The organism is Arthrobacter sp. StoSoilA2 (genome assembly GCF_019977195.1).
Lineage (GTDB): Bacteria > Actinomycetota > Actinomycetes > Actinomycetales > Micrococcaceae > Arthrobacter.
In genome coordinates, this window is record NZ_AP024643.1 from 1,358,292 (window position 1) to 1,382,035 (window position 23,744).

Genomic DNA, 23,744 nt, shown 5'->3' on the forward strand with positions numbered 1-23,744 from the left:
GCAACTGGCGTTGGGTGGACTACCACCAGGGAGCGGCAATCACGAAGACCACGGATCGTACGCCTGGGCCGAGGGTCATGTCTTACCGCTGCATGCACGTGACCGATGCCTCCGTAATCAAGGGGACGCGGGAATGCTGCTGCCGGTAGCCTGACCTGTAGCACCACCGTTGCCTAGCCAGGAGATCTCCGTGCCTACCACCACCACTTCCGCGTCTGTCAGCAACCAGTCGCTCGCTGAGCTCGATCCCGAGATCGCAGCAGTCCTCGACCAGGAACTCGGCCGCCAGCGCGGCACCCTGGAAATGATCGCCTCCGAAAACTTCGCCCCCCGCGCCGTCATGGAAGCGCAGGGCTCCGTCCTGACCAACAAGTACGCCGAGGGTTACCCGGGCCGCCGCTACTACGGCGGCTGTGAATACGTCGACGTCGCGGAGCAGCTGGCGATCGACCGCGTCAAGGAACTGTTCGGTGCCGAGTACGCCAACGTCCAACCGCACTCCGGTGCACAGGCAAACGCTGCGGCGCTGTCCGCCATGATTACCCCGGGCGACAAGATCCTGGGCCTGTCCCTGGCACACGGTGGCCACCTGACCCACGGCATGAAGCTGAACTTCTCCGGCAAGCTCTACAACGTAGCTGCTTACCAGGTTGAAGAAGACAGCTTCCGCATCGACATGGACAAGCTGCGCGAGCAGGCCATCGCCGAGAAGCCGCAGGTCATCATCGCCGGCTGGTCCGCTTACCCGCGCCACCTCGACTTCGCCGCCTTCCGCTCCATTGCCGACGAAGTTGGCGCACTCCTGTGGACGGACATGGCACACTTCGCCGGACTGGTTGCAGCAGGCCTGCACCCGAGCCCGGTCCCGCACTCCGACGTCGTCACCTCCACTGTGCACAAGACGCTCGCAGGTCCGCGTTCCGGTGTGATCCTGGCCAAGCAGGAGTGGGCCAAGAAGCTGAACTCCAACGTCTTCCCGGGCCAGCAGGGTGGCCCGCTCATGCACGTCATCGCCGCCAAGGCTGTTGCCTTCAAGATCGCCGGCAGCGAAGAATTCAAGGAGCGCCAGGAGCGTGTCCTCGAGGGTGCCAGGATCATCGCTGACCGCCTGAACCAGTCCGACGTCGCCGAAGCCGGCGTCTCGGTCCTCACCGGCGGAACCGACGTCCACCTGGTCCTGGTTGACCTGCGTAACTCGCAGCTGGACGGCCAGCAGGCCGAAGACCTCCTGCACTCCGTGGGCATCACCGTGAACCGCAACGCTGTTCCGTTCGACCCCCGCCCGCCGATGGTCACCTCCGGCCTCCGCATCGGTACGCCTGCACTGGCTACCCGCGGATTCGGTGCCACCGAGTTCACCGAGGTCGCCGAGATCATCGCCACGGCACTGAAGGCCGGCTCCGCAACGGACGTCGAAGCCCTCCAGGCACGCGTCGACAAGCTGGCTGCCGACTTCCCGCTGTACCCGCAGCACGAGCAGTGGTAAACAGCGGTTCCCGCGACAACAGGCGCTGAAAAACGCATTACCCGGGCACTGAACCGGAGCCAACGGGATCCGCGGCCACACCCTCGGCGGCGGGTCCCGTTGGCATGAGCCTGCTCGAAGGCTTTCGAAAATAGGTCACCCACCAGAAAGAGCAGATGGAATGACACAGTCCACAGCACAGATCCTTGACGGCAAGGCCACCGCCGCAGCCATCAAGGCCGAACTGACCGAACGCGTTTCCGTCCTCGCAGCAAAAGGCATCGTCCCGGGCCTGGGCACCATCCTGGTGGGTTCGGACCCGGGCAGCACCTGGTACGTCGGCGGCAAGCACAAGGACTGCGCCGAGGTGGGCATCCAGTCCATCCGCCGTGACCTGCCCGAGGACATCACCCAGGAAGACCTCCTGAAGGTTGTCCGCGAACTCAACGAAAACCCGGAATGCACGGGCTACATCGTTCAGTTGCCGCTGCCCAAGCACATTGACCAGGACGTCATCCTGGAGGCCATGGATCCGAACAAGGACGCCGATGGCCTGCACCCCATGAACCTTGGCCGCCTGGTGGCCAACGTCAGTGGCGAAATGAAGTCCCCGCTTCCTTGCACACCCAAGGGCTGCGTGGAACTGATGCGCCGGCACGGAATTGATCTCAACGGCAAGCGCGTCCTGGTAGTGGGCCGCGGTGTCACTATCGGCCGCCCCATTGGCCTCCTGCTCACCCGCAGGGAAGTCAACGCCACGGTCATCCTGGCGCACACGGGAACCGTTGACCTGCCTGCGGAACTCAAGCAGGCCGACGTCGTGATTGCCGCTGCAGGCGTGCCGCACATGATCAAGGCTGAAGACCTCAAGCCGGGCGCAATAGTGCTCGACGTCGGCGTCAGCCGCGTGGAGGACGCCAACGGCAAGGCTGTGGTCACCGGAGACGTGGACCCCGCAGCTGCCGATGTCGCCGCCTGGTTGTCCCCGAACCCGGGCGGCGTGGGTCCGATGACCCGCGCCATGCTGCTCGCCAACGTTGTGGAGAGCGCCGAGCGCGCAGCTGGCATCGCCTGAGGCGTACCAGCAGTCGAAAATGCAGGGCGCCTACTCCTCCGGGAGTAGGCGCCCTGCTCCGTTAATCCGACGACGAACACCCGGAGCAAAGCTAGGCTCGGTGTATGCAACCCCGTTTCCCTGGTGGCCGCCGTTTTGCGGGCCCACCCACGAGCTTCATCGTCATCACGGTGGCGCTCATCCAGGTGGCGGGGACGCTTTTTTCCGCGAGCCATCAGGACGCCCCACGGCCGTTGGACGCGCTAGCGATCCTGTTGCTGCTGGCCGGGCCCGCTGGACTGGCGTTCCGGAGGCGGGCGCCTGCGGTTATGCTTCCCGTCGCCCTGGTGGCCACGGGTGCCTATGTTGGCCTTGGCTATGCCTGGGGTCCGATTCCGCTCTCGCTGGCGTTGGCCATAGTTCTGACGTCGTCGGCGGGTTTGCGGTGGCAGGCGTGGGTGGGGGCCGGAATCGCCGCTGCCGCGGTCGTGTTCGCGACCGCACTCGGCGGCGATCCCAACTGGCCCCTCCGTGCTTCAGCCGGCGTGGCATGGGCCGCCATTCTGGTGCTGATAGGACAGGGATTCCGACGCCGGCGCGAGCGGTTCGCGGAATACCGACGTCGCCGGGAGGCCGCCCGGAAGGCCGAACGCGATGAGTACCGGCTCACCCTCGCCCGCGATATCCATGATGTCGTGGCTCATTCGTTGTCCATGATCAACGTGCAGGCATCCGTGGCGTTGCACGTGGGCTCGGATGATCCCCAGAAGCTTCGGCCTGCACTGGAAGCCATCAAAGCAGCCAGCAAGGAATCCCTCACGGAAGTCCGGCAACTCCTGGGCGTGTTGCGGGAGGACGTGCCGCTTGCCCCTGCGGCCCGCCCTACGCTTGCCAGGATCCCCGAACTTGTGAAGAACGCGGAGCTGGGTGGCTTGCAGATGCACTTTGAGGACCACTCGAACCATGAGCTCGTCGGCCCGGCGCAGCAGGAAGCGGCGTACCGGATCATCCAGGAAGCCCTGACCAACGTCGGCAGGCACTCAGGTGCCCAATCCGCCGTCGTGAGCCTCACCAGCGGTGAGGGGCTGCTGACTGTCCGGATAGACGACGACGGCGCGGGCATGGGCCGGGCGCTCCCCGGCAACGGCCTCACGGGGATGCGCGAGAGGGCGGTCGGCTTGGGCGGGACGCTCACGCTACACGAACTCCGGCCCGGGCTCCGCGTAGAGGCGCTGTTGCCCATAACAGAGCAGGCAGAAGGAAACCGCCCATGATCCGCATCCTCCTCGCCGACGACCAAACCCTTATCCGGGCAGGCTTCCGTGCCCTCCTGGACGCTGAACCGGACATGGAAGTGGTGGCCGAGGCCGGCACCGGCAGGGAGGCAGTGAGACTGGCGGCGCGCGACAAACCGGACGTCATCCTCATGGACATCCGGATGCCGGACGACGACGGCCTCACCGCCACCCGCAGGATTCTCTCGGACCCAACCCTGTCCGGCACACGCATCATCATCCTGACAACCTTCGAGCTCGACGAGTACATCGCCGAGGCCGTCCGCGCGGGCGCAGCCGGCTTCCTGGTGAAGGACACCGAACCCGCAGAGCTCATCCGAGCCGTCCGGGTCGTCCACGACGGCGATGCGCTCCTTTCGCCCTCGGTCACCCGGCGGATCATGGCACAGATGGCATCGCAGAGTCGGGCGGCAGGAAAAGTCATTCCCCTTGAGCAGGTGACGGAACGCGAACGCGAAGTTCTGGCCTTGGTGGGGGAGGGCCTGAACAATGCAGAGATCGCCGAACGCCTGTTCATCACCCCGCTGACCGCGAAGACCCACGTTTCGCGCATCATGACCAAGCTGATGGTGAGGGACCGCTCGCAACTGGTGGTGCTCGCTTACGAATCGGGCCTGGTCCGGCCAGGATGGAGCAGCTGACCGCCGCCCGGCCACTCCACACGGAGTAGCGGGCCGCTTCCAAGTGACTCCCGACGGCGGACGTCCCGCCGGCCGTCCGCGGGCAGACTCGAATCAGAGCCGAAAGACGGTTCGCGCCGGGAAACGGCGGAGAGAGTTTGGATCACTGACATGTTCACCGCATTGGCTTCAATCGTCGGGGAGACCACCACGGGAGCGCTGGCACAGTTGCCGGCCACCGTCGTCGCGCATGGTCCCTGGGGAGACGGTACGTACTGGCCGTTCTTCCTGCTGTTCCCGCTGTTCTGGATCCTCGTGATCTTCCTGTTCATTTTCGTCGGCCGGAGGGCTTGGCGCCGCAACCATCACTGGGTAGCTACCCAGGGTGCCGAGGGCGTGCTGCGCGAACGCTATGCACGGGGCGAAATTGATGAGACCGAGTTCAGGCAGCGGCTGGAGGTATTGCGCTCGCAGCCACCGTCCTGACCTGGACGAAAGCGAAAATGAGAGGGCTCTTGCAAAAATATCTGCAAGAGCCCTTTCACATATTCGTTGGCGCTACTAGTCTGCTGAGGGTGCACAATGAAGCAACCGGCTCTGCAACACACTCCGAATCGTGGCAAACCAGCTTCGACATGAACCCACCCACCGTCATCAGCGCGCGGAACCTCACCAAAACCTATGGCGAGCTCACAGCCGTGGACAACATCTCCTTCGATGTTCCGGCGGGAGAGTCCTTCGGGCTGCTCGGCCCCAACGGCGCGGGCAAATCCACCACCATGAAAATGATCGGCGGAGTCTCGCAGCGCACTTCGGGAACGCTGAACATCATGGGCCTGGACCCGGAATCCCATGGCCCCGAAGTCAGGGCACACCTGGGCGTCGTTCCGCAGCAGGACAACCTTGACGAAGAACTGAAGGTTCGCGAGAACCTGATCGTCTACGGCCGTTACTTCGGCCTGCCGCTGAGCTACCTGCGGCCCAAAGCGGACGAGCTCCTGGAATTCGCGCAGCTCACGGACAAGGCCAACTCCAAAGTGGATGCGCTGTCCGGTGGCATGAAACGGCGGCTCACCATCGCGCGGTCGCTCATCAACGAACCCCGTATCCTCCTCCTGGACGAGCCCACCACGGGCCTTGACCCGCAAGCCCGGCACATCCTCTGGGACCGCCTGTTCCGGCTGAAGGAAAACGGCGTCACACTGATCCTGACCACCCACTACATGGACGAGGCAGAGCAACTCTGCGACCGCCTGATCGTGGTGGACAAGGGCAAGATCATGGCCGAGGGATCGCCGGCCAGCTTGATCCGCGAGCACTCCTCCCGCGAAGTACTTGAATTGAGGTTCGGATCCGAGCGGAACTCGCGTATCGGCGTCGAACTTCAGGGCATCGGCGAGCGGCTCGAGACACTTCCTGACCGGGTGCTCATCTACGCGCATGACGGCGAGGCCGCGCTGGAGCAGGTTTCGGCGCGGGGGCTGCGTCCGATGACGTCCCTGGTGCGCCGTTCCTCCCTGGAGGACGTGTTCCTCCGGCTCACGGGCAGGAGCCTCGTTGATTAAGGATCCGTTGGGACCTTTCGGTGAAGGTACTGCCAAACCAATCACGACGGCGGAGCAGCCGTTGCGGGCACACCCGCCTGCCGTGTCGGCGGCCAGGGCGCGGCGTTGGGGTTCCTTCTTCTACGCGGAACAAGTGCTCCGGGTCATGCGCAATTACGGCTGGTCCGTGGTGCTCTACAGCGTGGGGCAGCCCGTGGCCTACTTGTTCGCCATGGGAGTCGGGCTGGCAAGCCTGGTTGATGCGAACAGCGAATCCGTCTTCGGGGGCGTCAGCTACCTGGAATTCGTGGCACCAGCGCTGCTGGTGTCAGCGGCAGTCATGACGGCTTCGGGAGAATTCTCCTACCCCATCATGGACGGCTTCAAATGGCGGCGCGTGTTCTACGGGCCGCATGCCTCGCCCCTGGTACCGCAGCAAATTGCGAGCGGCCACATCATGGCAAGCACGCTCAGGTTCCTGCTGCAGTCGCTGGTCTACTTAGCAGTAGTGGCCATGTTCGGGGCCTCGCCGAGTCCCTGGGGATGGGCGTCCGCACTGGTTGCCACCGTGGCGGCATTGTCCTTCGGCCTGCCACTCATGGCCTATGCCGCCAGCATCACCCAGGACAAGGGGCAGTTCGCGTTAGTGCAGCGATTCATCGTCATGCCACTGTTCTTGTTCTCCGGGACGTTTTTCCCCCTGGACACGCTGCCGTGGGCTGTCCGTTGGATCGGCTGGATATCGCCTGTATGGCACGGAACCGAGCTGGGGCGGGTCTTCACTTATGGCATGGACGAGAACCCCTTGCTGACCATTACACATGTGGTGTACCTCCTGGCGACCGCCACGGCCGGCTGGCTGCTGGTCAGGCGCCAGTTCGTGAAGAGGATGGGCTCATGAGTATCCTGACCGGCGGCCACAGCGCCACGGATATCGCCCGGGAACGCAAGTTCGGACCGCTCTACTCCCGAAATGCCAAGGCAGTGGTGGCCCGTGGCCTCATGGCCGCCAAGTCCAGTACCTGGCTGGTGTTGCTGTCCGGGTTCTTCGAGCCGGTCCTCTTCCTGCTGGCCATGGGCGTAGGGGTGGGCTCGATCGTGGGCACAGTCCAAGGACCCGGTGGCGCGGACATCAGCTACGCGGCCTACATAGCGCCGGCACTCCTGGCGGTCTCAGCCATGAACGGCGCCATTTACGATTCCACCTGGAACGTCTTCTTCAAGATGAACTTCGCAAAGCTGTACCAAGGGATGCTCTACACATCCCTTGGCCCGCTGGACGTTGCCATGGGCGAGATCTTCCTGGCGCTGTTGCGGGGTCTCCTCTACGCCACGGGATTCACAGCAGTGATGGGAGTCATGGGGCTGATCACTACCTGGTGGGCCATCCTGGTTATTCCTGCGTCAGTACTGATCGCTTTCGGCTTTGCGAGCTTCGGCATGGGTATTACCAGCTTCATGAAGACGTTCCAGCAAATGGACTGGATCAACTTCTTCCTGCTGCCCATGTTCCTGTTCAGCGCCACGTTCTACCCGCTCAGCGTCTACCCGCAGGTCATCCAATGGTTTATCCAGGCCATGCCCCTATGGCACGGGGTCGAGTTGCTGCGGCAGATCAGCGTGGGCTCATTCAGTCCTGCCACTGCCATCCACGTTGGCTACTACCTGGTGATGATTGCCTTGGGGATCATGCTCACCACCGGACGGCTGCGTCAACTGTTCCTGAAGTGATGGGTTTGTGTTCGCCATCCGTGGAAGCGGCACAGGCACCTTCAGGGGTTTGCGACAATTGACTCATGCAATCTCTCGGCGACCCGCACCCGTCCACGTCCTCGTCCGGTAAAGGCCTTTTCAAGGGCTTCCGCATCGGCGGCCTGGGGATGACCGTAGTCATCATCGCTTTCGTGGTGGCTGTTATTTTCGCGGCCAACCAGAACGATTTTGTGGGTTGGGTAGTTGCGGTGGTCGCCTTCGGCTGGCTCGCGCTCGCCGCCTTCGTGGTGTTCAGCATTCGAAGGGCCGCGCGGCGCGCCGGAGCAAAATTGAGCGAAGCGCAAGCCGCCTTCAACTCGGCGACCGGCCGCGCGCCGTCGTCGTCCTCGGCTGACAGCGGCGGCACCCGCGTTGTCGCTGAACGCAGCCAGGCCGATGAAGTACGGGATCTCAAGCTGGACCACTCCTTCAAGATTGTCCAGGTGCAGGTGCGCGTTGTGGACGAGGAGCGCGCCAAGGGTGCAGCGGCAAACCAGGACACCATCAACCGCGCGCTGGAAACCATCGCGATCACGGCCACCAATGCCCGGGACATGATCAAGTCCTCAGGTGGCTCGGACGAGCCCGTGGCCGGCACCATCATCGACTAGAGTAGACCGGGTGAGTACGGCATTGAAGAAGGACTTCCTTCGCATCGCATCGGTCAACGTCAATGGCCTTCGGGCTGCCTACAAGAACGGCATGGCGGAATGGCTGGAGCCACGCGAAGTAGACATCCTCTGCTTGCAGGAAGTCCGCGCTCCTGACGCAATCGTCAACACCCTGCTCGGCGAAGGGTGGTACATCCTCCACGCCGAGGCTGAGGCAAAGGGTCGCGCAGGCGTTGCCATTGCTTCCCGCGAGGAACCCACAGCCACCCGGATCGGAATCGGCGATGACTACTTCGCCACCGCCGGCCGCTGGGTTGAAGCGGATTTCATCGTCACGAACACCGGCGGTGAATCCTCCACGTTGTCCGTGGTCAGCGCCTACGTTCACTCCGGTGAGGCAGGTACGCCCAAGCAGGATGACAAGTACCGCTTCCTGGACGCCATGACCACCCGCCTCCCCGAGCTCGCCAAGCACAGCGATCACGCGCTGGTAGTTGGCGACCTCAACGTCGGACACACTGAACTGGACATCAAGAACTGGAAGGGCAACGTCAAGCGTGCCGGTTTCCTGCCGGAGGAGCGCGCTTATTTCGACCGCTTCCTGGGTGAAGAAATCGGATGGAGGGATGTCCACAGGGGCCTGGCAGGAAATGTTGCCGGCCCCTACACCTGGTGGTCCCAGCGCGGAAAGGCCTTTGACACTGACACAGGCTGGCGCATCGACTACCACCTGGCTACTCCCGGACTTGCAGCAGCCGCGTTCTCGGCTGTCGTGGATCGGGCGCCTTCGTGGGACACCCGCTTCTCTGACCACGCACCGCTGGTAGTGGACTACCGGCTTTAAGCTTCACGAAAGTATTGCTCAATGACTAGCTCCATCACGACTGAAACCGGCACCCCAGCCGCCACACTGCCCAGCGGGAGTACCGTGACCTCCACCAAGCTTGCCGTTGGCGCCAAGCAGCGCGTCCTTTCAGGTATGCAGCCCTCTGCTGATTCCCTGCACCTTGGCAACTACCTTGGCGCTTTGGTCAACTGGGTTCGCATGCAGGACGAGTACGACGCCGTCTTCTTCATTCCGGATCTGCACGCCATCACCGTTCCGCAGGATCCTGCCGAGCTCGCCCGCCGCACCAGGGTTACGGCTGCCCAGTACATAGCCGGCGGCGTGGACGTGGAGAAGTGCACGCTGTTCGTGCAGTCGCAGGTCCCCGAGCATGCCCAGCTTGCGTGGGTACTGAACTGCATCACCGGTATGGGTGAAGCCGGCCGCATGACGCAGTTCAAGGACAAGGCACAGAAGCAGGGCTCGGACCACGCCAGCGTCGGCCTGTTCACCTATCCCATCCTGCAGGCTGCAGACATTCTGCTCTACCAGCCGCACGGCGTACCTGTCGGCGAAGACCAGCGCCAGCACGTGGAGCTCAGCCGGGACCTCGCGAACCGCTTCAACAGCCGTTTCGGCGAGACGTTCCAGGTGCCCGAGCCCTTCATCCAGAAGGAATCGGCAAAGATCTACGATCTCCAGAACCCCACGGCCAAGATGTCCAAGTCCGCTGAATCACCCGCTGGCCTCATCAACCTGTTGGATGACCCCAAGACCGTGGCCAAGCGCATCAAATCCGCTGTCACTGACACTGAGACCGAGATCCGCTACGACCGCGAAAACAAGCCGGGCGTCTCCAACTTGCTCACCATCTACTCGGCCATCAGTGGTACCCCGGTGGAGAAGATCGTGGCCGACTACCAGGGCAAGATGTACGGCCACCTCAAGGTAGATCTCGCCGAACTCGTCTCCGGACGCCTTGCGCCCATCCGTGAGCGGGCCAACGAACTTCTAGCGGACCCCGCCGAACTGGACCGTCTCCTGGCTCACGGTGCGGACAAGGCGCGTGAGATCGCCTCGGCGACGCTCGCCGATGTCTACTCCAAGGTAGGCTTCCTGCCCTACCGCGGGGATGCCTACCGCAGCGAGCAAGGAGTCCGCTAAGTTCATGTGCGCAGCTGGCCAGCTTAACGTCAAGACCGATACCCCCCAAGGCGTCGGTCCGGACGAATCGCGCCAGCCTGCTGTCACCGGCACCGATTGCGGTGCCGGTGACACCATGTGCGTTGGGGTGATCCTCGGCTTCCCGCCGGAGATCGCGCGTGAACTGCAGGCCTGGCGCGCCTCCTTTGGGGATCCCATGGCCGAAGTCATCCCAGCCCACATCACCCTCATCACCACCACGCCCACCCAGGATTGGGCAGCCACCCGGGACCACGTGCGCGAGATCGCCCGCTCACAGGAACCGTTCACCATCACCATCTCCGGTACCGGTTCGTTCCGGCCCGTTTCGCCCGTGGTTTTCGTCAACGTGGAAGAAGGCTTTGAAGAGTGCGTGCAACTGCACGAAAAGCTCCAGACGGGTCCGCTTGAGCGTTTGCTTCCTTTCCCGTACCACCCGCATGTCACCGTGGCCCATGATGTGGCCGAGGAAAATCTGGACGAGGCCGAAACGGTCCTGAGAGATTACCGGGCGACCTTCCCAGTGGTTAGCATGGGACTTTACGAGCACGACACCAATGGAATTTGGCAGCTACGGGAAGAGCTCGACTTTGGCGGCGACACTGACGAAACGCAGCAGGCGGAATCAACATCCACCGGCGGGAAGTCCTCCGCTGCCAACTGAGCTGGCAAAGCTCAAACTTCAACTTCTTCACAAGCGGCAGGACTGGGGCCATGCCAAACGTGCCGGAGAAGGCCTTCCGAAGAGGGCCGGAGCCCTTCTCGCCCTCCTGATTGCCAGGCTGAACACCAACCGGGCCATGCGCTCCTTCCAGAACTACACCCGGCAGCATGGACCGCTTCTGAGTGCGGGCATCGGCTTCAACATGTTCTTCTCCATCACAGGTCTGCTCACCACCGGTTTCGCCATCGCGGGAATCGTCCTGGGCGGCAACCCGGTGCTCGAAGACGCTGTCATTGGCAGCGTTGCCTCTGCAGCTCCGGGACTCCTCCAAGTCAATGGCGGCGAGGGACTGGTCGATCCCCAAACGCTGCTCAATCCCTCAGGGCTTGGATGGACCGCGGTCATCGCGGCTGCGGTAACCATCTTCACATCCCTTGGGTGGATTGCCAGTGTCAGGGAAGGCCTGCGTGGCGTGATGGATGCTGATCCGCTCCAGCGCAGCCCCATCCTGCAGAAACTGATCGACGCCGGCACCCTCCTGCTCCTTGGCGTGATCCTCGTGGTCAGCGCCGGCGCATCCCTGATCTTTGGCACGGCTGCTGCCTGGATCTTCGACCTCCTCCGGTTGGACGAGGCAGTGGCGGCTCCCGTGGCGGCCGTCGTCAAGGTCGTCGTCCCCCTCCTGCTGAACTGCGCGACGGCGGCAGTGTTGTTCCATATCGCCGGTGGCCTAAAGCTGGGGCGCCAGGCGTTCATCGAAGGGGTTGCACTGGCTGGCATCGGGACCACCGTGCTTCAGCTGTTCAGTACCGAACTCCTCGCCCGGGCAGGACAGAACCCTGTCCTCGCCTCGTTCGCCATCATCATCGGCCTTCTGATCTGGTTCAACCTGGTAAGCCAGGTGTACCTTGTTTCGGCTTCGTGGGCCGCCATCCGCGAAGCTGACCTGCAGGCAGGGGAGACCCCGCGCAAGAAGGTCCTCGGTTCACGCCGCACAACGCCCCAGACGTAAGAGTTGCTTTCTTCCAGGAGGTTTCATGAACAACCAGTTGTGGATCGCTTGCCTCCTGGGAACCGCTGCAGGGCTGGTGGTTGGCCAGCTCGTCTTCAACTCTCCATTTGTGGGAATCCTCGTTGGCCTCGGCCTGGGCGCCTTGGTTGGAGCGGCTGTAGGACCCCGCCGCGAATAGAGGACCCCGCCGCGAATAGCAACGCGGGGTCACTTACGGCCCATCCGGAGGGGGATTATGGGCCGTAAGTGACCCCGCGTTGGTTCCAATCCGGCTATGGTGCCCGGACCAGACCTTCCCACCTGACGGTCCAGTCAGCCGGGAAACCTGGTGCGTGGCGGTCCGGTCCGTTGTCCCAACCAGCGGCCATCAACGCGACGGCGGCGAGCAGCCCACCATTCCCGGGCAGATATAGCGGAAGCGAATCCGTTTGACGGTTGTGCCCGTTTGTCAGCACGCTGTTCTTACCGGCGTCCAGCAGAAGGGCGTCGACGGCGGCCTCCGGATCCTCCAAACGGGCGGCTGTCATGGCCATCACTGGGTAGTCCCAACCCCAGGTACTGCCCCAATCCCAGTCGGCCAGGACATCTGACAGGGTGGCGCGCATGATGTCGGGATCAATCAGGTCGGTCAGAGGCAGGACGCCCAGCGCGCACAGCATCGAAGGGTGGTCCGTGCGGATAGTGAAGGGCTCCACGTCGATCGCAGCGTAAACGCCATTCACCACGCGTGGCTTTACCAAAGCGTCCGCAACGTCAGCCCACGCTTCCACGGGTTCCAGACCCAGCCGCTCGCGCCAGGCAGCTGCGGTCCGCAGCCCCCACTGCCAGTAGGCCAGCTCAAACGTGGGATTGGTGACCCTGGCCCGGATGGAGCCGTAGCTTTCCTGTGCCGGAATCAAGGGTGGCCCCAGCTCGAATCCACGCTGCGTTGGATGGGCGAAGCTGGCCATGAAGGCAGCTGACTCGAACACAATCTCCGCGAATTCTTCCAACACCTCACGGCTGGGATTTGCCCGGTACGCAAGCTCGGCCAAGTGAATGGGGTGTGGCTGCTGCCAGATCAGGAATGTTCCGATCGGACTTGGGCTTTCCCGGCCGTCCGGCCCGATCTGCTTGGGCCAGCGGACGCCGTCGAATCCTTGCGCGTTTGCCGTTTGACGCGATACCTCCAGCACTGTGGAGTACCACCGTAGCGATGGCAGGAGCAGCTCCACCCGGTTCCAGTGGGCAAAGTGTGCAGCATGCCACCAGTGCATTTCCAAGTGGAAGCGGCCGCGCCAGGAGTTGCACACGAGTCCGGTTTCCTGCGGAGGCAGCGAACCTGAGCAATTGATCGCCGTCAGATACTGCGAAAGGACAATCCGGCGCTCAAGTTCCTTTGCTCTGGGATCGTCGGTCGCATCAAGTTCGATCGCCCCGCCGGAGGACCAGAACCCGGGCCAATAGGCCTCCGAAGCTGCGGTCACGCTAAGGGCAGGTGAAAGCCCGACGCCGGTCTGGCCAATGGCGTCAGGGCTCACCGCTGGCGTCGTGGCTGTTGGCCTGTTGTTGCCTCGAGGGATGCAGTCGCCATCTCCGGCGGACAGGAAGGCGACGGTGAAGTCCAGCATCTGGTTGGTTTCCGGACGCGCGGTCATGGCGTGAGCTACTCGGAGTTGGTGCTGTCCGGTCTGTTCCACTGTCAGGTTGTGGCCGGTGATCACCACCTGATAGCGGGCCTCATCCAGTTCCCGGTGGACTGTCCATGTCGCGCAGCCATCATGCTCTTCGGACATCACGGGACCGTCTACCGAGGTGGTGTGGGCGTCCGGACTGTTCCAGTCGGCCGCGTCGTGCCAGGCTTCGGAACCGTAGGGAAAGCTGATGCCAATAAGCAGACCGGCGCCCAGTGCTGGCGACTCCACGCGGAAGCCGAGTTCGTCGCGGTCCGGGTGGCACGCCGTCGTGACCTTGACGGGGTGTCCGGCCAAGGTGAAGCGGCTGATGATTACTCCCGACCATAAATCGAGTGTTTGTTCGGTGTCGGTGATTTCAGCCTCAATGATGGAGCGCGCCGTGCCATTCTCCAGCCACTGGAAGCCGACGCGCCCCACGTCCAGCCGGTGCTGGTTCGCCCGGAGCCACGTTTCAGCCGTGGATGTGTCTGTCTCGCGATCATTGACGATGCCACCCACCATGTCCACGTAGGGCACTGGGCCGCGGGGGGAATCGTAGAGGACTATCGAGTCGGCAAGGTCGTACGGCTGCGGCGGCGGCACGGAGTGCCAACCCCATTGTGACTGGGTTCCCAGAAGCGTGCCCGGCGGGAGGTCATCGCGGGCGCCCACAGGGTAAGAGGCCGGCAGCGATTGGAGTCCGGTGACGTCAACGGTGAAGCCGAACTCGCCATTGCCCACGGAGAGCGGGCTTCCGGGATCGAGACGACTCTGATGGACGTTGTGCCGCTGAACGAGAGCCCTCCGGTCGATTTTTCCGGCTATTGTGTGCACTCCGCACGCCCTCCCAGTTTTGTGATCGAAATAGTTAATGGTCATAACTATTGACGAGCATAACCCCCCTTGATACGTTTCAGGAACCGTTTTCTCAGACTTGAAGGAAGTTACCCAATGACGCGTAAATCTGTCCGTCGCATGCGAAAGTCAGTAGCAGTTTTGGCTGCCGTCAGCCTGTTGGGGCTCACCGTGGCATGCTCCAGCCCCTCATCCAACCAGTCCGGGGACGGGCCCGTGGAAATACGGTTCTCGTGGTGGGGCAATGCCACCCGCGCCGAACTGACCAACCAGGCCATCAAGGAGTTCGAGGCCGCCAACCCCAACATCAAGGTCAAGCCGGAGTATGGCGACATTGGAGGCTACTTCGACAAGCTGGCAACCCAGGTGGCAGCCAACGACGCCCCCGATGTCATCACCATGGGAGGTGCCTACCCGGCCGAGTATGCAAACCGCGGCGCCCTGCTGGATCTGTCCAAGGTGGAGGGCTCACTCGACCTCTCCAAAATGGATCAGGGAGCCCTTGAAAACGGCCAGGTCAAGGGCAAGCAGTACGGCATCTCAACCGGTGCCAACGCTTTGGCCATCGTGGTGAACCCCGCTGTTTTCCAGGCGGCAGGCGTTTCCCTGCCGGATGACAACACGTGGTCATGGGATGACTTCGCAAAGACCGCAGAGGACATCACGGCCAACAGCCCCAAGGGAACGTACGGTACAGCCACAGTCCTCACGCATGACTCGCTGGACGCTTTCGCCCGTCAGCGGGGCAAGTCTCTTTACACAGAAGACGGCCAGTTGGGACTGGACAAGGAAACCGTGCAGGACTACTTCGATTTCTCGCTCAAGCTCAGCGAGTCAGGCGCGGCCCCCAGCGCTTCGGAGACGGTAGAAAAGCTCAACGTCAGCACTGAGCAGACACTTATGGGCATGGGGCAGGCCGGCATGATGCTCACCTGGACGAACTCCCTGACCGCACTGAGCAAAGCCTCCGGCGCTGAGCTGAAGTTGCTGAAACTGCCCGGGGAGACGCCCACGCCCGGCATCTGGCTGCAGTCTTCGCAGTTTTACACCATCTCAGCCCGCAGCAAGCACGCGGATGCCGCTGCCAAGCTGGTCAATTTCCTCGTGAACAATGAGGCCGCAGCAAAAATCATCCAGAGCGACCGTGGCGTACCCAGCAACTCCGGCATGCGTACGGCCATCCAGGATCTGCTGACGCCGCAGGGCAAGGCAGAGGCCGCCTATATCGACCAGATCGGCAAGATGGATTTCGCGCCCACCTTTATTGGTCCCACGGGCTCCACGGCAGTCTCCGAGATCACGGCGCGCATCAACACCGAAGTCCTCTTCAAGCGGCTGACGCCGGAGAAAGCCGCCGAGCAGTGGCTTAATGAGAGCAAAGCGGCCATCGGCAAATAGGGAACACCAACGCGGGGTCACTTAGGGCCCATCCGGAGGGGGATTATGGGCCCTAAGTGACCCCGCGTTGCTTTAATCAGTGGGCGTCCCGGACTTCCAAGTAGGGATCAGCCCAGGCGCTGATGATCCGTGCCACCCGGGCGGCTTGTCCTTTGCCCGTCAGGAGGTGCTCGCTGCCCTCCAGGGAAATGAAGCTGCGGGGATGCCGCGCTGTCCGGAAGATTTCGCTGGCGTTGTCGATGCCCACGGTGTTGTCAGTGGGGGAGTGCATCACCAGCAAAGGCTTATGGAGTGTGCGGATGCAGTCGCGCAGGTCGGCGCGTTCCACGTCCTCCACAAAGTGCCGGCGGATTTCCATGGGCCTGCCGCCCAGGTCAACCACGGCGCTGCCGTCGCGCAGGATGGAGTCAATTTCGGCGTCGAACATGTGCTCGACGTGCTTTGGCTCGTAAGGTGCGCCCACGGTCACAACGGCATTGAGGCCGGGAATGTCGCGTGCAGCAGCCAGCACCGCGGCGCCACCGAAGGAGTGGCCCACCAGCAAGGAGATCCCCCTGCCCTGCTCCCGCATGAAGTTGGCAGCGAGGATGGTGTCAGCCACTTTGACGCTGAACGAGCCTGCGGACCATTCCCCGGCAGAGCCGCCCAGGCCAAGGTTGTCGAACCGGAGCATGCCCACACCCTGCTCCGCGAGCCCTTTGCAGATCCGGGAAGCAGCGGGGCTGTCCTTGCCCAGGGTCAGGCCGTGCGAGTACACGCCCCAGCCGCGGAGAGGGCCCTCAGGCACGTCTACAATGCCAGCGAGGGCATCACCCGTACTTCCAGTGAAAGTGATCTTCTCAGGGCGTGACACGCTGGACTCCTTGCTTTTGCACTATCGGGCCGGAGCCGGACTGGTGAAGTGATTAACGACGACGGCGCCACTCACCAACAGGGGTGGGCGGCGCCGTCGTCGTTTGGTTCCTAGGGGGACCGGCGAACTAGATCTTGCGGGCCAGGATGGCCTGCTTGACCTCGGCGATTGCCTGGGTCACCTGAATGCCGCGGGGGCATGCTTCCGAGCAGTTGAAGGTGGTGCGGCAACGCCACACGCCTTCTTTGTCGTTCAGGATTTCCAGGCGCATGTCGCCGGCGTCATCACGGGAATCGAAGATGAAGCGGTGTGCGTTGACGATTGCGGCCGGACCAAAGTACTGGCCGTCGGTCCAGAAGACCGGGCAGGACGAGGTGCAGGCAGCACAGAGGATGCACTTGGTGGTGTCGTCAAAGCGCTCACGGTCTTCAACGGACTGCAGGCGTTCCTTGGTGGGCTCGTGGCCCTTGTTGATCAGGAACGGCATGACTTCGCGGAACGACTGGAAGAAGGGTTCCATGTCCACGATCAGGTCCTTCTCCACGGGGAGGCCCTTGATCGGCTCGACCGTGATGGGCTTGGTGGTGTCCAGGTCCTTCAGCAGCGTCTTGCAGGCGAGGCGGTTACGGCCGTTGATGCGCATGGCATCCGAACCACAAACACCGTGTGCGCAGGAGCGGCGGAAGGAAACGCTGCCGTCGATCTCCCACTTGACCTTGTGGAGGGCATCCAGAACGCGGTCCGTGCCATACATGGTCAGCTTGTAGTCGTCCCAGCGGGCTTCTTCCGAGATTTCGGGATCGTACCGGCGGACGCGCAGGGTGATGTGGAAAGTGGGGATTTCACCGTCGCCGGCAACACTCGCCGGAAGCTCGATCTTGGAAGCGGGCTCTGCCATTTCGGTAGTCATTAGTACTTACGCTCCATCGGCTCGTAACGGGTGAAGACAACGGGCTTGGTCTCCAAACGGATGCCCGCAACGGATTCGGCCGACGAGTCGACAGTAACGGAGGAGTCCAGGTAAGCCATGGAGTGCTTCATGAACTTTTCGTCGTCGCGGTCCGGGAAGTCCTCGCGGTAGTGGCCGCCGCGCGACTCTTCACGGTGCAGTGCACCGACGGTCATGACCTTGGCCATGTCCAGGAGGAAGCCCAGTTCCACGGCTTCCAGCAGGTCCAGGTTGAAGCGCTTGCCCTTGTCCTGGACGGTGACGTTCTTGTACCGCTCTTCGAACGAGGCGATGTCGCTGAGCACCTTTTCCAGGGATTCCTTGGTGCGGAACACCTGCATGTTCGCGTCCATGGTGTCCTGCAGTTCCTTGCGGATCTGGGCAACACGCTCGGTGCCGCTGCCGTTAAGCAGGCCGTCAAGGATGCCCCGCGTCATGGCCTCCGGGTCCTCGGGCAGCTCGACGAAGTCGGCCGTCTTGGAGTACTCGGCGGCCGCGATGCCGGCGCGCTTGCCGAAGACGTTGATGTCCAGGAGCGAGTTGGTGCCCAGACGGTTGGAGCCGTGGACGGATACGCAAGCAACTTCACCGGCTGCGTAGAGGCCCGGAACGATCGTGTCGTTGTCCTGGAGGACTTCGGTGGTGATGTTCGTGGGAATGCCGCCCATTGCGTAGTGCGCGGTGGGGAACACCGGAACCGGGTCCGTGAACGGTTCCACACCAAGGTAGGTGCGGGCGAACTCGGTGATGTCCGGAAGCTTGGCCTCGATGTGGGCAGGCTCAAGGTGGGTCAGGTCCAGGAGGACGTAGTCCTTGTTCGGACCACAACCACGGCCTTCACGCACTTCGTTCGCCATGGCGCGGGCCACGATGTCACGGGGTGCAAGGTCCTTGATGGTGGGGGCGTAACGCTCCATGAAGCGTTCACCCTCGGAGTTACGCAGGATGGCACCTTCACCACGTGCACCCTCGGTGAGGAGGATTCCCAGCCCTGCGAGGCCGGTCGGGTGGAACTGGAAGAATTCCATGTCTTCCAAGGGGATGCCACGGCGGAAGGCGATGCCCATGCCGTCGCCTGTCAGGGTGTGGGCGTTGGAGGTCGTCTTGAAGACCTTGCCTGCACCGCCGGAGGCGAACACTACGGACTTGGCCTGGAAAACGTGCAGTTCACCGGAAGCAAGATCGTAGGAGACTACGCCGGCGACACGCTTCTGCTTGTACGGGGTACCGTCTTCGCGTACTGCGTCTTCTTCGACGATCAGCAGGTCAAGGACGTAGTACTCGTTGTAGAACTCAACGTTGTGCTTGACGCAGTTTTGGTACAGCGTCTGCAGGATCATGTGGCCCGTGCGGTCGGCAGCGTAGCAAGCACGGCGGACAGGAGCCTTGCCGTGGTCGCGGGTGTGGCCACCAAAGCGGCGCTGGTCGATCCGGCCTTCGGGCGTGCGGTTGAACGGCAGACCCATCTTCTCCAGGTCCAGCACGGCGTCGATGGCTTCCTTCGCCATGACCTCGGCTGCGTCCTGGTCAACCAGGTAGTCGCCACCCTTGATCGTGTCAAAGGTGTGCCACTCCCAGTTGTCTTCCTCGACGTTGGCCAGTGCTGCACACATGCCACCCTGGGCTGCACCGGTGTGCGAGCGGGTGGGGTAGAGCTTGGTCAGTACCGCTGTGCGTGCGCGCTGACCGGATTCGATCGCGGCGCGCATGCCGGCGCCACCTGCACCGACAATGACGACGTCGTACTTATGGACCTGCATACCAGATGCTCTCTCTTTCAAAAATTCAGATGGTCGGCGGAGGCTGTTCCGCTAAGTCAGGCGCAACCGGTTCCCTGCGGGGCCGGCCGGCTGCGCCAGGAAGCCGCTACGGGGCCGGGCAGAAGCCGCCAGGCAGCTGAACGCCGTCGACGACGGGGCACGGGTTGAACGTGAAGATCACCAAGGTGCCGAGAATGATGATGACAGCCGTGGCTGCATAGAGGACTACCTTGAGCCAGAAGCGCGTGGAGTCCTTTTCCGCGTAGTCGTTGATGATGGTGCGGACGCCGTTGGTTCCGTGCAGCATGGCAAGCCAGAGCATCGCGAGGTCCCAGAACTGCCAGAAGGGATCTGCCCACTTACCGGCAACGAAACCGAAGTCGATGGCGTGGATACCCTCACCCACCAGCAGGTTCACGAAGAGGTGGCCGAAGATCAGCACCACCAGGACGATGCCGGAGAGGCGCATGAAGAGCCAGGCGATCATCTCGAAGTTGCCACGGCTGGAGCCGGTGCGGTTGTACTTCGGAGCAATCTTGCCCGAACCGATTTTTCCGCTGCGGGGGGATTCGATCGTCGTCATGGTTTAGTGGCCTCCCAGCGCGAGGGAAAGGTGGCGGATAGCGAAGCCGGCGAACGTAACGAGCCACAGCGCAAGCACGATCCACAGCATCTGGCGCTGGTACTTCGCGCCTTTCTTCCAGAAGTCGATGGCGATCACACGAAGGCCGTTGAAGGCGTGGAAGATGATCGCGGCGACCAGGCCCGTTTCACCCAGGGCCATGAGGGGGTTCTTGTAAGCACCAATGACGGCCGTGTAGGCCTCGGGGGACACGCGCACCAATGAGGTGTCCAACACATGGACCAACAAGAAGAAAAAGATCACTACACCGGTAATACGGTGTCCAACCCAGGACCACATGCCTTCACGGCCGCGGTACAAGGTGCCAGCTGGTTTTGTCGGCACTGATTAAACCTTCCTGCAACACAGCGGCGCTGGCATGGGATCCATGCGGGGGGAACGCCTGCTGCGAGAGCACTCGTAGCTCACGCCTAAATCTAGGCTTCGCTACCAGCTTATTCAATTTAGGACGCGCTTCTCTGGTTGTTAATTCCATGTTTCCTACCCGTATTTAGGCGATATTTCGGCGATTTCCCGTACTTCGTGAGACGAAGGCCACATGTGTGGAGGCCTGCGGGGCTTCGCAGCCGCGTCGGATAAAGTGTTGCGGTGAGTACAGAAGACGCGACATTCCCGGAATCTCCATTGAACCGCTTCCACGCGGTTATTCCGGCGGGCGGTGTGGGGACCCGGCTGTGGCCACTCTCGCGTGCCGCTGCGCCCAAGTTCCTCCACGACCTGACCGGCTCCGGCAGCACGTTGTTGAGGGCCACCTATGACCGCCTTGAGCCGCTGGCCGGTGACCGGGTGCTTGTTGTGACCGGCGAGGCACACCGTGCCGCTGTATGCCGGCAGCTCCCCGAGGTGAGCGATGACGAGCTGGTGCTCGAGAGCGAGCCCAAGGACTCCGGTGCTGCCATCGGATTGGCCGCCGCGATTCTCCACCGCCGTGACCCGGAGACCATCATGGGTTCGTTCGCCGCGGACCAGGTGATCAGCCCTGACGACCTCTTCCAGGAGACCGTGCGCGAGGCAATTTACACCGCTGCCACGGGCAAGATCGTCACGATCGGCATCAAGCCCACGCACCCCTCTACCGGCTTCGGCTACATCCGCTCCGGTGAAGCACTGAACGTGGAAGGCGCTCCGAACGCGCTTGCCGTGGCTGAGTTTGTTGAGAAGCCCAGCGAGGAAGTCGCGAAGAAATATGTAGAAGCAGGGGACTACGTCTGGAACGCAGGCATGTTCGTGGCTCCCGTAGCGCTCATGCTCCAGCACCTCGAAGCGAACCAGCCGGAGTTGTTCAAGGGCCTCCAGGAAATTGCCGAAGCCTGGGATACGCCACAGCGCGCTGAAGTTACCGCGCGTGTCTGGCCCACACTGCCCAAGATTGCGATCGACTACGCGGTTGCCGAGCCGGCAGCGGCAGCCGGCGATGTCGCCGTCGTGCCTGGTACTTTCCGCTGGGACGACGTTGGCGACTTTGCCGCGATCGGCCGCCTGAACAATGCGGGCGACGTCGATGAAGTTACCGTTCTTGGCGAAGGTGCCCGGGTGTTTGCCGAGAATGCGAGCGGCGTGGTGGTGTCCGATACCAAGCGCGTGATTGCCCTCATCGGCATCAAGGACGTGGTCATCGTGGACACGCCCGACGCACTCCTGGTGACTACCAAGGAACATGCCCAGTTGGTCAAGGGCACTGTCGACGCCCTGAAAGCCAGTGGCGATACGGACGTCCTGTAGCAATCCCTTATACCGTGAGCCACCTCTTTGGTTGTCCTGCGCCTGAACGCAGCGTAACCAAGAGGTGGCTTTCGTTCTTCGGAGGCCGCGGATGGCTAGAGTTGTGACGTGCGCAATTACACGACTGAAACCGAGCCGACCCCCGTTGTAAGTCCGTGGGTGGATGAGCTGCTGCCTGGACTCATCGATTTCAGGCGGGACCTGCACGCGCACCCTGAACTTTCCTTCAAGGAATTCCGCACCACCGACAAACTCGTGGAGCGGCTCGAAGCTGCAGGATTGCAGCCGCGCCGCCTTGAAGGAACCGGACTTACGGTTGACGTGGGCGAAGGCCCTATTGCCACTGCGCTGCGCGGTGACATCGACGCCTTGCCCATCATCGAGGAAACGGGTCTGCCGTTCGCTTCGAAGAACCACGGCGTCACGCACGCCTGCGGGCATGACGTCCACACCACCACCATGCTCGGCATTGCCTTGGTGCTGCAGCGGATGCATAAGAACACCCCGCTGGGCGGGACTGTCCGCATTATCTTCCAGCCGGCCGAGGAGACGATGCCCGGCGGTGCTTTGTCGTGCATCGAGCAGGGTGTGCTGGAGGGCGTTCCCCGGATCCTTGCGTTGCACTGTGATCCCAGGATCAACGTGGGCAAGATCGGCACCCGGATCGGGGCCATCACCTCGGCATCGGACACCATCAAGATCGAGCTCACGGGCCGGGGTGGCCATACATCCAGGCCGCACCTGACGGAAGACCTGGTCTTTGCCCTGGCGCAGATTGCGGTCAACGTACCCGCCGTGCTCTCCCGTCGCGTGGATGTCCGCAGCGGCGTGTCAGTGGTGTGGGGCCAGATCTCAGCAGGTTCGGCACCCAACGCCATCCCGGGCACTGGCTACATGGCTGGCACCATGCGCTGCCTTGACCGCGATGCCTGGCACAGTGCCGGGGAGTTGCTGGACGACGTCGTGAAGCAGGTTGCCGCTCCTTACGGTGTGGACGTGCACCTGGAGCACACCCGTGGCGTTCCTCCCGTGGTCAACTCCGAGCATGAGACAGCCCTGATTGAAGCGGCGGCGCGAGCCGAACTCGGCGAGAACGCCGTCGTCCTGACACCCCAGTCCATGGGTGGCGAAGACTTTGCCTGGTTCCTGGCCGACCTCCCGGGAGCCATGATGCGGCTCGGCACCCACACGCCCGGCGGCGAGGAATATGACCTTCACCGTGGCGACTTCATCGTGGATGAACGCGCCCTTGGCTACGCCATCCGCGTCCTGACCGCAGCCGCCCTCCGCACCATTCGCGACCTCCAGGACTGACCCCAACTGAGTCGCAGTTAAGCGCGTTTTGAGCTCTCAAAACGCGCTCAACTGCGACTTACTTGGGTACCAGCACGGAAAGATGAGTTGTGCACAATTGAATTGTGCACTATCGTTTTGTTCATGAGTGATGCACCCCGCCTCCGCCACCAGGTCTGCTTTGCGCTGTATTCAGCGTCCAAAGCCGCGACGGCGGTCTACCGCCCCGTGCTGGACGAGCTGGGCCTGACCTATCCGCAGTACCTGGTGATGCTGGTCCTGTGGGAGCAGGAACCGCGCAGCGTGCGGGAACTTGGCGCCGAACTCGGGCTGGACTCCGGTACGTTATCGCCCCTCCTGAAGCGCCTTGAAGCCCTTGGTCTCCTTGAGCGCCACCGATCCGTTGAGGATGAACGCCGGGTGGATGTCGTCCTGACCGACGCCGGCAGGGAGTTGAGCACCCACGCCCAGGCCGTCCCCAAGCGCCTCGCTGATGCCGCGGGCCTGTCCCCGGACGAAATTGAGCAACTGCATGCGACGCTCGGCAAACTCACGGCGGCACTGCAGAAGTCACTCTGACACTTCCAAAGC

General features: G+C 62.7%; 24 protein-coding genes. 18 read left to right on the plus strand and 6 right to left on the minus strand.

Annotation, left to right across the window (positions count from 1 at the left end):
* Positions 1-190: 190 nt before the first annotated feature.
* The 14 genes from glyA (at position 191) to LDN82_RS06400 (ending at position 12,203) form a co-directional block, all read left to right on the plus strand.
* The gene (gene glyA / locus LDN82_RS06335; RefSeq protein ID WP_224166783.1) at positions 191-1,486 is read left to right on the plus strand and encodes a serine hydroxymethyltransferase; all 1,296 of its coding nucleotides are present in this window, start codon (positions 191-193) and stop codon (positions 1,484-1,486) included.
* Between the two features lie 160 nt (positions 1,487-1,646).
* Positions 1,647-2,540, plus strand: a complete 894-nt coding sequence (locus LDN82_RS06340) for a bifunctional methylenetetrahydrofolate dehydrogenase/methenyltetrahydrofolate cyclohydrolase (RefSeq protein ID WP_224166784.1) — start codon at positions 1,647-1,649, stop codon at positions 2,538-2,540.
* A gap of 104 nt (positions 2,541-2,644) precedes the next feature.
* Positions 2,645-3,793 (plus strand): histidine kinase, encoded by a 1,149-nt coding sequence (locus LDN82_RS06345; protein WP_224166785.1) that lies wholly within the window; start codon positions 2,645-2,647, stop codon positions 3,791-3,793.
* Positions 3,790-4,455: a response regulator transcription factor gene (locus tag LDN82_RS06350; protein ID WP_224166786.1), complete on the plus strand. Its 666-nt coding sequence runs from the start codon at positions 3,790-3,792 to the stop codon at positions 4,453-4,455. Before LDN82_RS06345 ends, LDN82_RS06350 begins: the two co-directional genes overlap by 4 nt.
* Before the next feature lie 150 nt (positions 4,456-4,605).
* Entirely contained in the window at positions 4,606-4,920 is a 315-nt protein-coding gene (locus LDN82_RS06355; protein WP_224091519.1) for an SHOCT domain-containing protein, read from the plus strand.
* A gap of 149 nt (positions 4,921-5,069) precedes the next feature.
* Entirely contained in the window at positions 5,070-5,999 is a 930-nt protein-coding gene (locus tag LDN82_RS06360) for an ABC transporter ATP-binding protein (protein ID WP_224093888.1), read from the plus strand.
* An 82-nt stretch (positions 6,000-6,081) separates the two neighbouring features.
* Positions 6,082-6,879, plus strand: a complete 798-nt coding sequence (locus tag LDN82_RS06365) for an ABC transporter permease (RefSeq protein ID WP_346347117.1) — start codon at positions 6,082-6,084, stop codon at positions 6,877-6,879.
* Positions 6,876-7,709 carry an ABC transporter permease gene (locus LDN82_RS06370; protein WP_224166787.1) on the plus strand — a complete coding sequence of 278 codons (834 nt, stop codon included), beginning with the start codon at positions 6,876-6,878 and terminating at the stop codon, positions 7,707-7,709. The genes LDN82_RS06365 and LDN82_RS06370 overlap by 4 nt, the downstream gene beginning before the upstream one ends.
* A gap of 65 nt (positions 7,710-7,774) precedes the next feature.
* A complete protein-coding gene (locus tag LDN82_RS06375) occupies positions 7,775-8,341 on the plus strand; it encodes a hypothetical protein (protein WP_224091521.1) in 567 nt (188 codons plus the stop codon).
* Positions 8,342-8,351: 10 nt separating this feature from the next.
* Positions 8,352-9,185, plus strand: a complete 834-nt coding sequence (locus LDN82_RS06380) for an exodeoxyribonuclease III (protein WP_224166788.1) — start codon at positions 8,352-8,354, stop codon at positions 9,183-9,185.
* 135 nt (positions 9,186-9,320) lie between these two features.
* A complete protein-coding gene (trpS, locus tag LDN82_RS06385) occupies positions 9,321-10,331 on the plus strand; it encodes a tryptophan--tRNA ligase (RefSeq protein WP_263422300.1) in 1,011 nt (336 codons plus the stop codon).
* A 4-nt stretch (positions 10,332-10,335) separates the two neighbouring features.
* Positions 10,336-11,013: a 2'-5' RNA ligase family protein gene (locus tag LDN82_RS06390; RefSeq protein ID WP_224166790.1), complete on the plus strand. Its 678-nt coding sequence runs from the start codon at positions 10,336-10,338 to the stop codon at positions 11,011-11,013.
* Positions 10,940-12,025: a YihY/virulence factor BrkB family protein gene (locus tag LDN82_RS06395; RefSeq protein WP_224166791.1), complete on the plus strand. Its 1,086-nt coding sequence runs from the start codon at positions 10,940-10,942 to the stop codon at positions 12,023-12,025. The genes LDN82_RS06390 and LDN82_RS06395 overlap by 74 nt, the downstream gene beginning before the upstream one ends.
* 25 nt (positions 12,026-12,050) lie before the next feature.
* Positions 12,051-12,203 (plus strand): hypothetical protein, encoded by a 153-nt coding sequence (locus tag LDN82_RS06400; RefSeq protein WP_224091527.1) that lies wholly within the window; start codon positions 12,051-12,053, stop codon positions 12,201-12,203.
* 94 nt (positions 12,204-12,297) lie between these two features.
* On the opposite strand, the gene LDN82_RS06405 is transcribed toward LDN82_RS06400, so the two are convergent.
* Positions 12,298-14,514: a hypothetical protein gene (locus LDN82_RS06405; RefSeq protein WP_224166792.1), complete on the minus strand. Its 2,217-nt coding sequence runs from the start codon at positions 14,512-14,514 to the stop codon at positions 12,298-12,300.
* Between the two features lie 117 nt (positions 14,515-14,631).
* Here LDN82_RS06405 and LDN82_RS06410 point away from each other — a divergent pair, with 117 nt between their 5' ends.
* The gene (locus LDN82_RS06410; RefSeq protein WP_224166793.1) at positions 14,632-15,933 is read left to right on the plus strand and encodes a sugar ABC transporter substrate-binding protein; all 1,302 of its coding nucleotides are present in this window, start codon (positions 14,632-14,634) and stop codon (positions 15,931-15,933) included.
* Between the two features lie 76 nt (positions 15,934-16,009).
* Here the strand turns inward: LDN82_RS06410 and LDN82_RS06415 are convergent, their stop codons facing one another.
* The 5 genes from LDN82_RS06415 to sdhC form a co-directional block, all read right to left on the minus strand.
* Positions 16,010-16,786: an alpha/beta fold hydrolase gene (locus tag LDN82_RS06415; RefSeq protein ID WP_224166794.1), complete on the minus strand. Its 777-nt coding sequence runs from the start codon at positions 16,784-16,786 to the stop codon at positions 16,010-16,012.
* 127 nt (positions 16,787-16,913) lie between these two features.
* On the minus strand, positions 16,914-17,696 hold the full coding sequence (locus LDN82_RS06420) for a succinate dehydrogenase iron-sulfur subunit (protein ID WP_224091531.1): 783 nt from the start codon (positions 17,694-17,696) through the stop codon (positions 16,914-16,916).
* A complete protein-coding gene (gene sdhA / locus LDN82_RS06425; RefSeq protein ID WP_224091532.1) occupies positions 17,696-19,495 on the minus strand; it encodes a succinate dehydrogenase flavoprotein subunit in 1,800 nt (599 codons plus the stop codon). Before sdhA ends, LDN82_RS06420 begins: the two co-directional genes overlap by 1 nt.
* 106 nt (positions 19,496-19,601) lie before the next feature.
* Positions 19,602-20,078, minus strand: coding sequence for a succinate dehydrogenase hydrophobic membrane anchor subunit (locus LDN82_RS06430; protein ID WP_216924882.1), 477 nt, complete (start codon positions 20,076-20,078; stop codon positions 19,602-19,604).
* A 3-nt stretch (positions 20,079-20,081) separates the two neighbouring features.
* Positions 20,082-20,417 (minus strand): succinate dehydrogenase, cytochrome b556 subunit, encoded by a 336-nt coding sequence (gene sdhC / locus LDN82_RS06435; RefSeq protein WP_231343329.1) that lies wholly within the window; start codon positions 20,415-20,417, stop codon positions 20,082-20,084.
* 309 nt (positions 20,418-20,726) lie between these two features.
* On the opposite strand from sdhC, the gene LDN82_RS06440 reads away from it, so the two are divergent.
* The 3 genes from LDN82_RS06440 (at position 20,727) to LDN82_RS06450 (ending at position 23,732) form a co-directional block, all read left to right on the plus strand.
* Positions 20,727-21,860 carry a mannose-1-phosphate guanylyltransferase gene (locus LDN82_RS06440; RefSeq protein WP_224166795.1) on the plus strand — a complete coding sequence of 378 codons (1,134 nt, stop codon included), beginning with the start codon at positions 20,727-20,729 and terminating at the stop codon, positions 21,858-21,860.
* Between the two features lie 108 nt (positions 21,861-21,968).
* A complete protein-coding gene (locus LDN82_RS06445) occupies positions 21,969-23,174 on the plus strand; it encodes an amidohydrolase (RefSeq protein WP_224091535.1) in 1,206 nt (401 codons plus the stop codon).
* 123 nt (positions 23,175-23,297) lie between these two features.
* A complete protein-coding gene (locus LDN82_RS06450) occupies positions 23,298-23,732 on the plus strand; it encodes a MarR family transcriptional regulator (RefSeq protein WP_224166796.1) in 435 nt (144 codons plus the stop codon).
* The last annotated feature ends 12 nt before the right edge of the window (positions 23,733-23,744 follow it).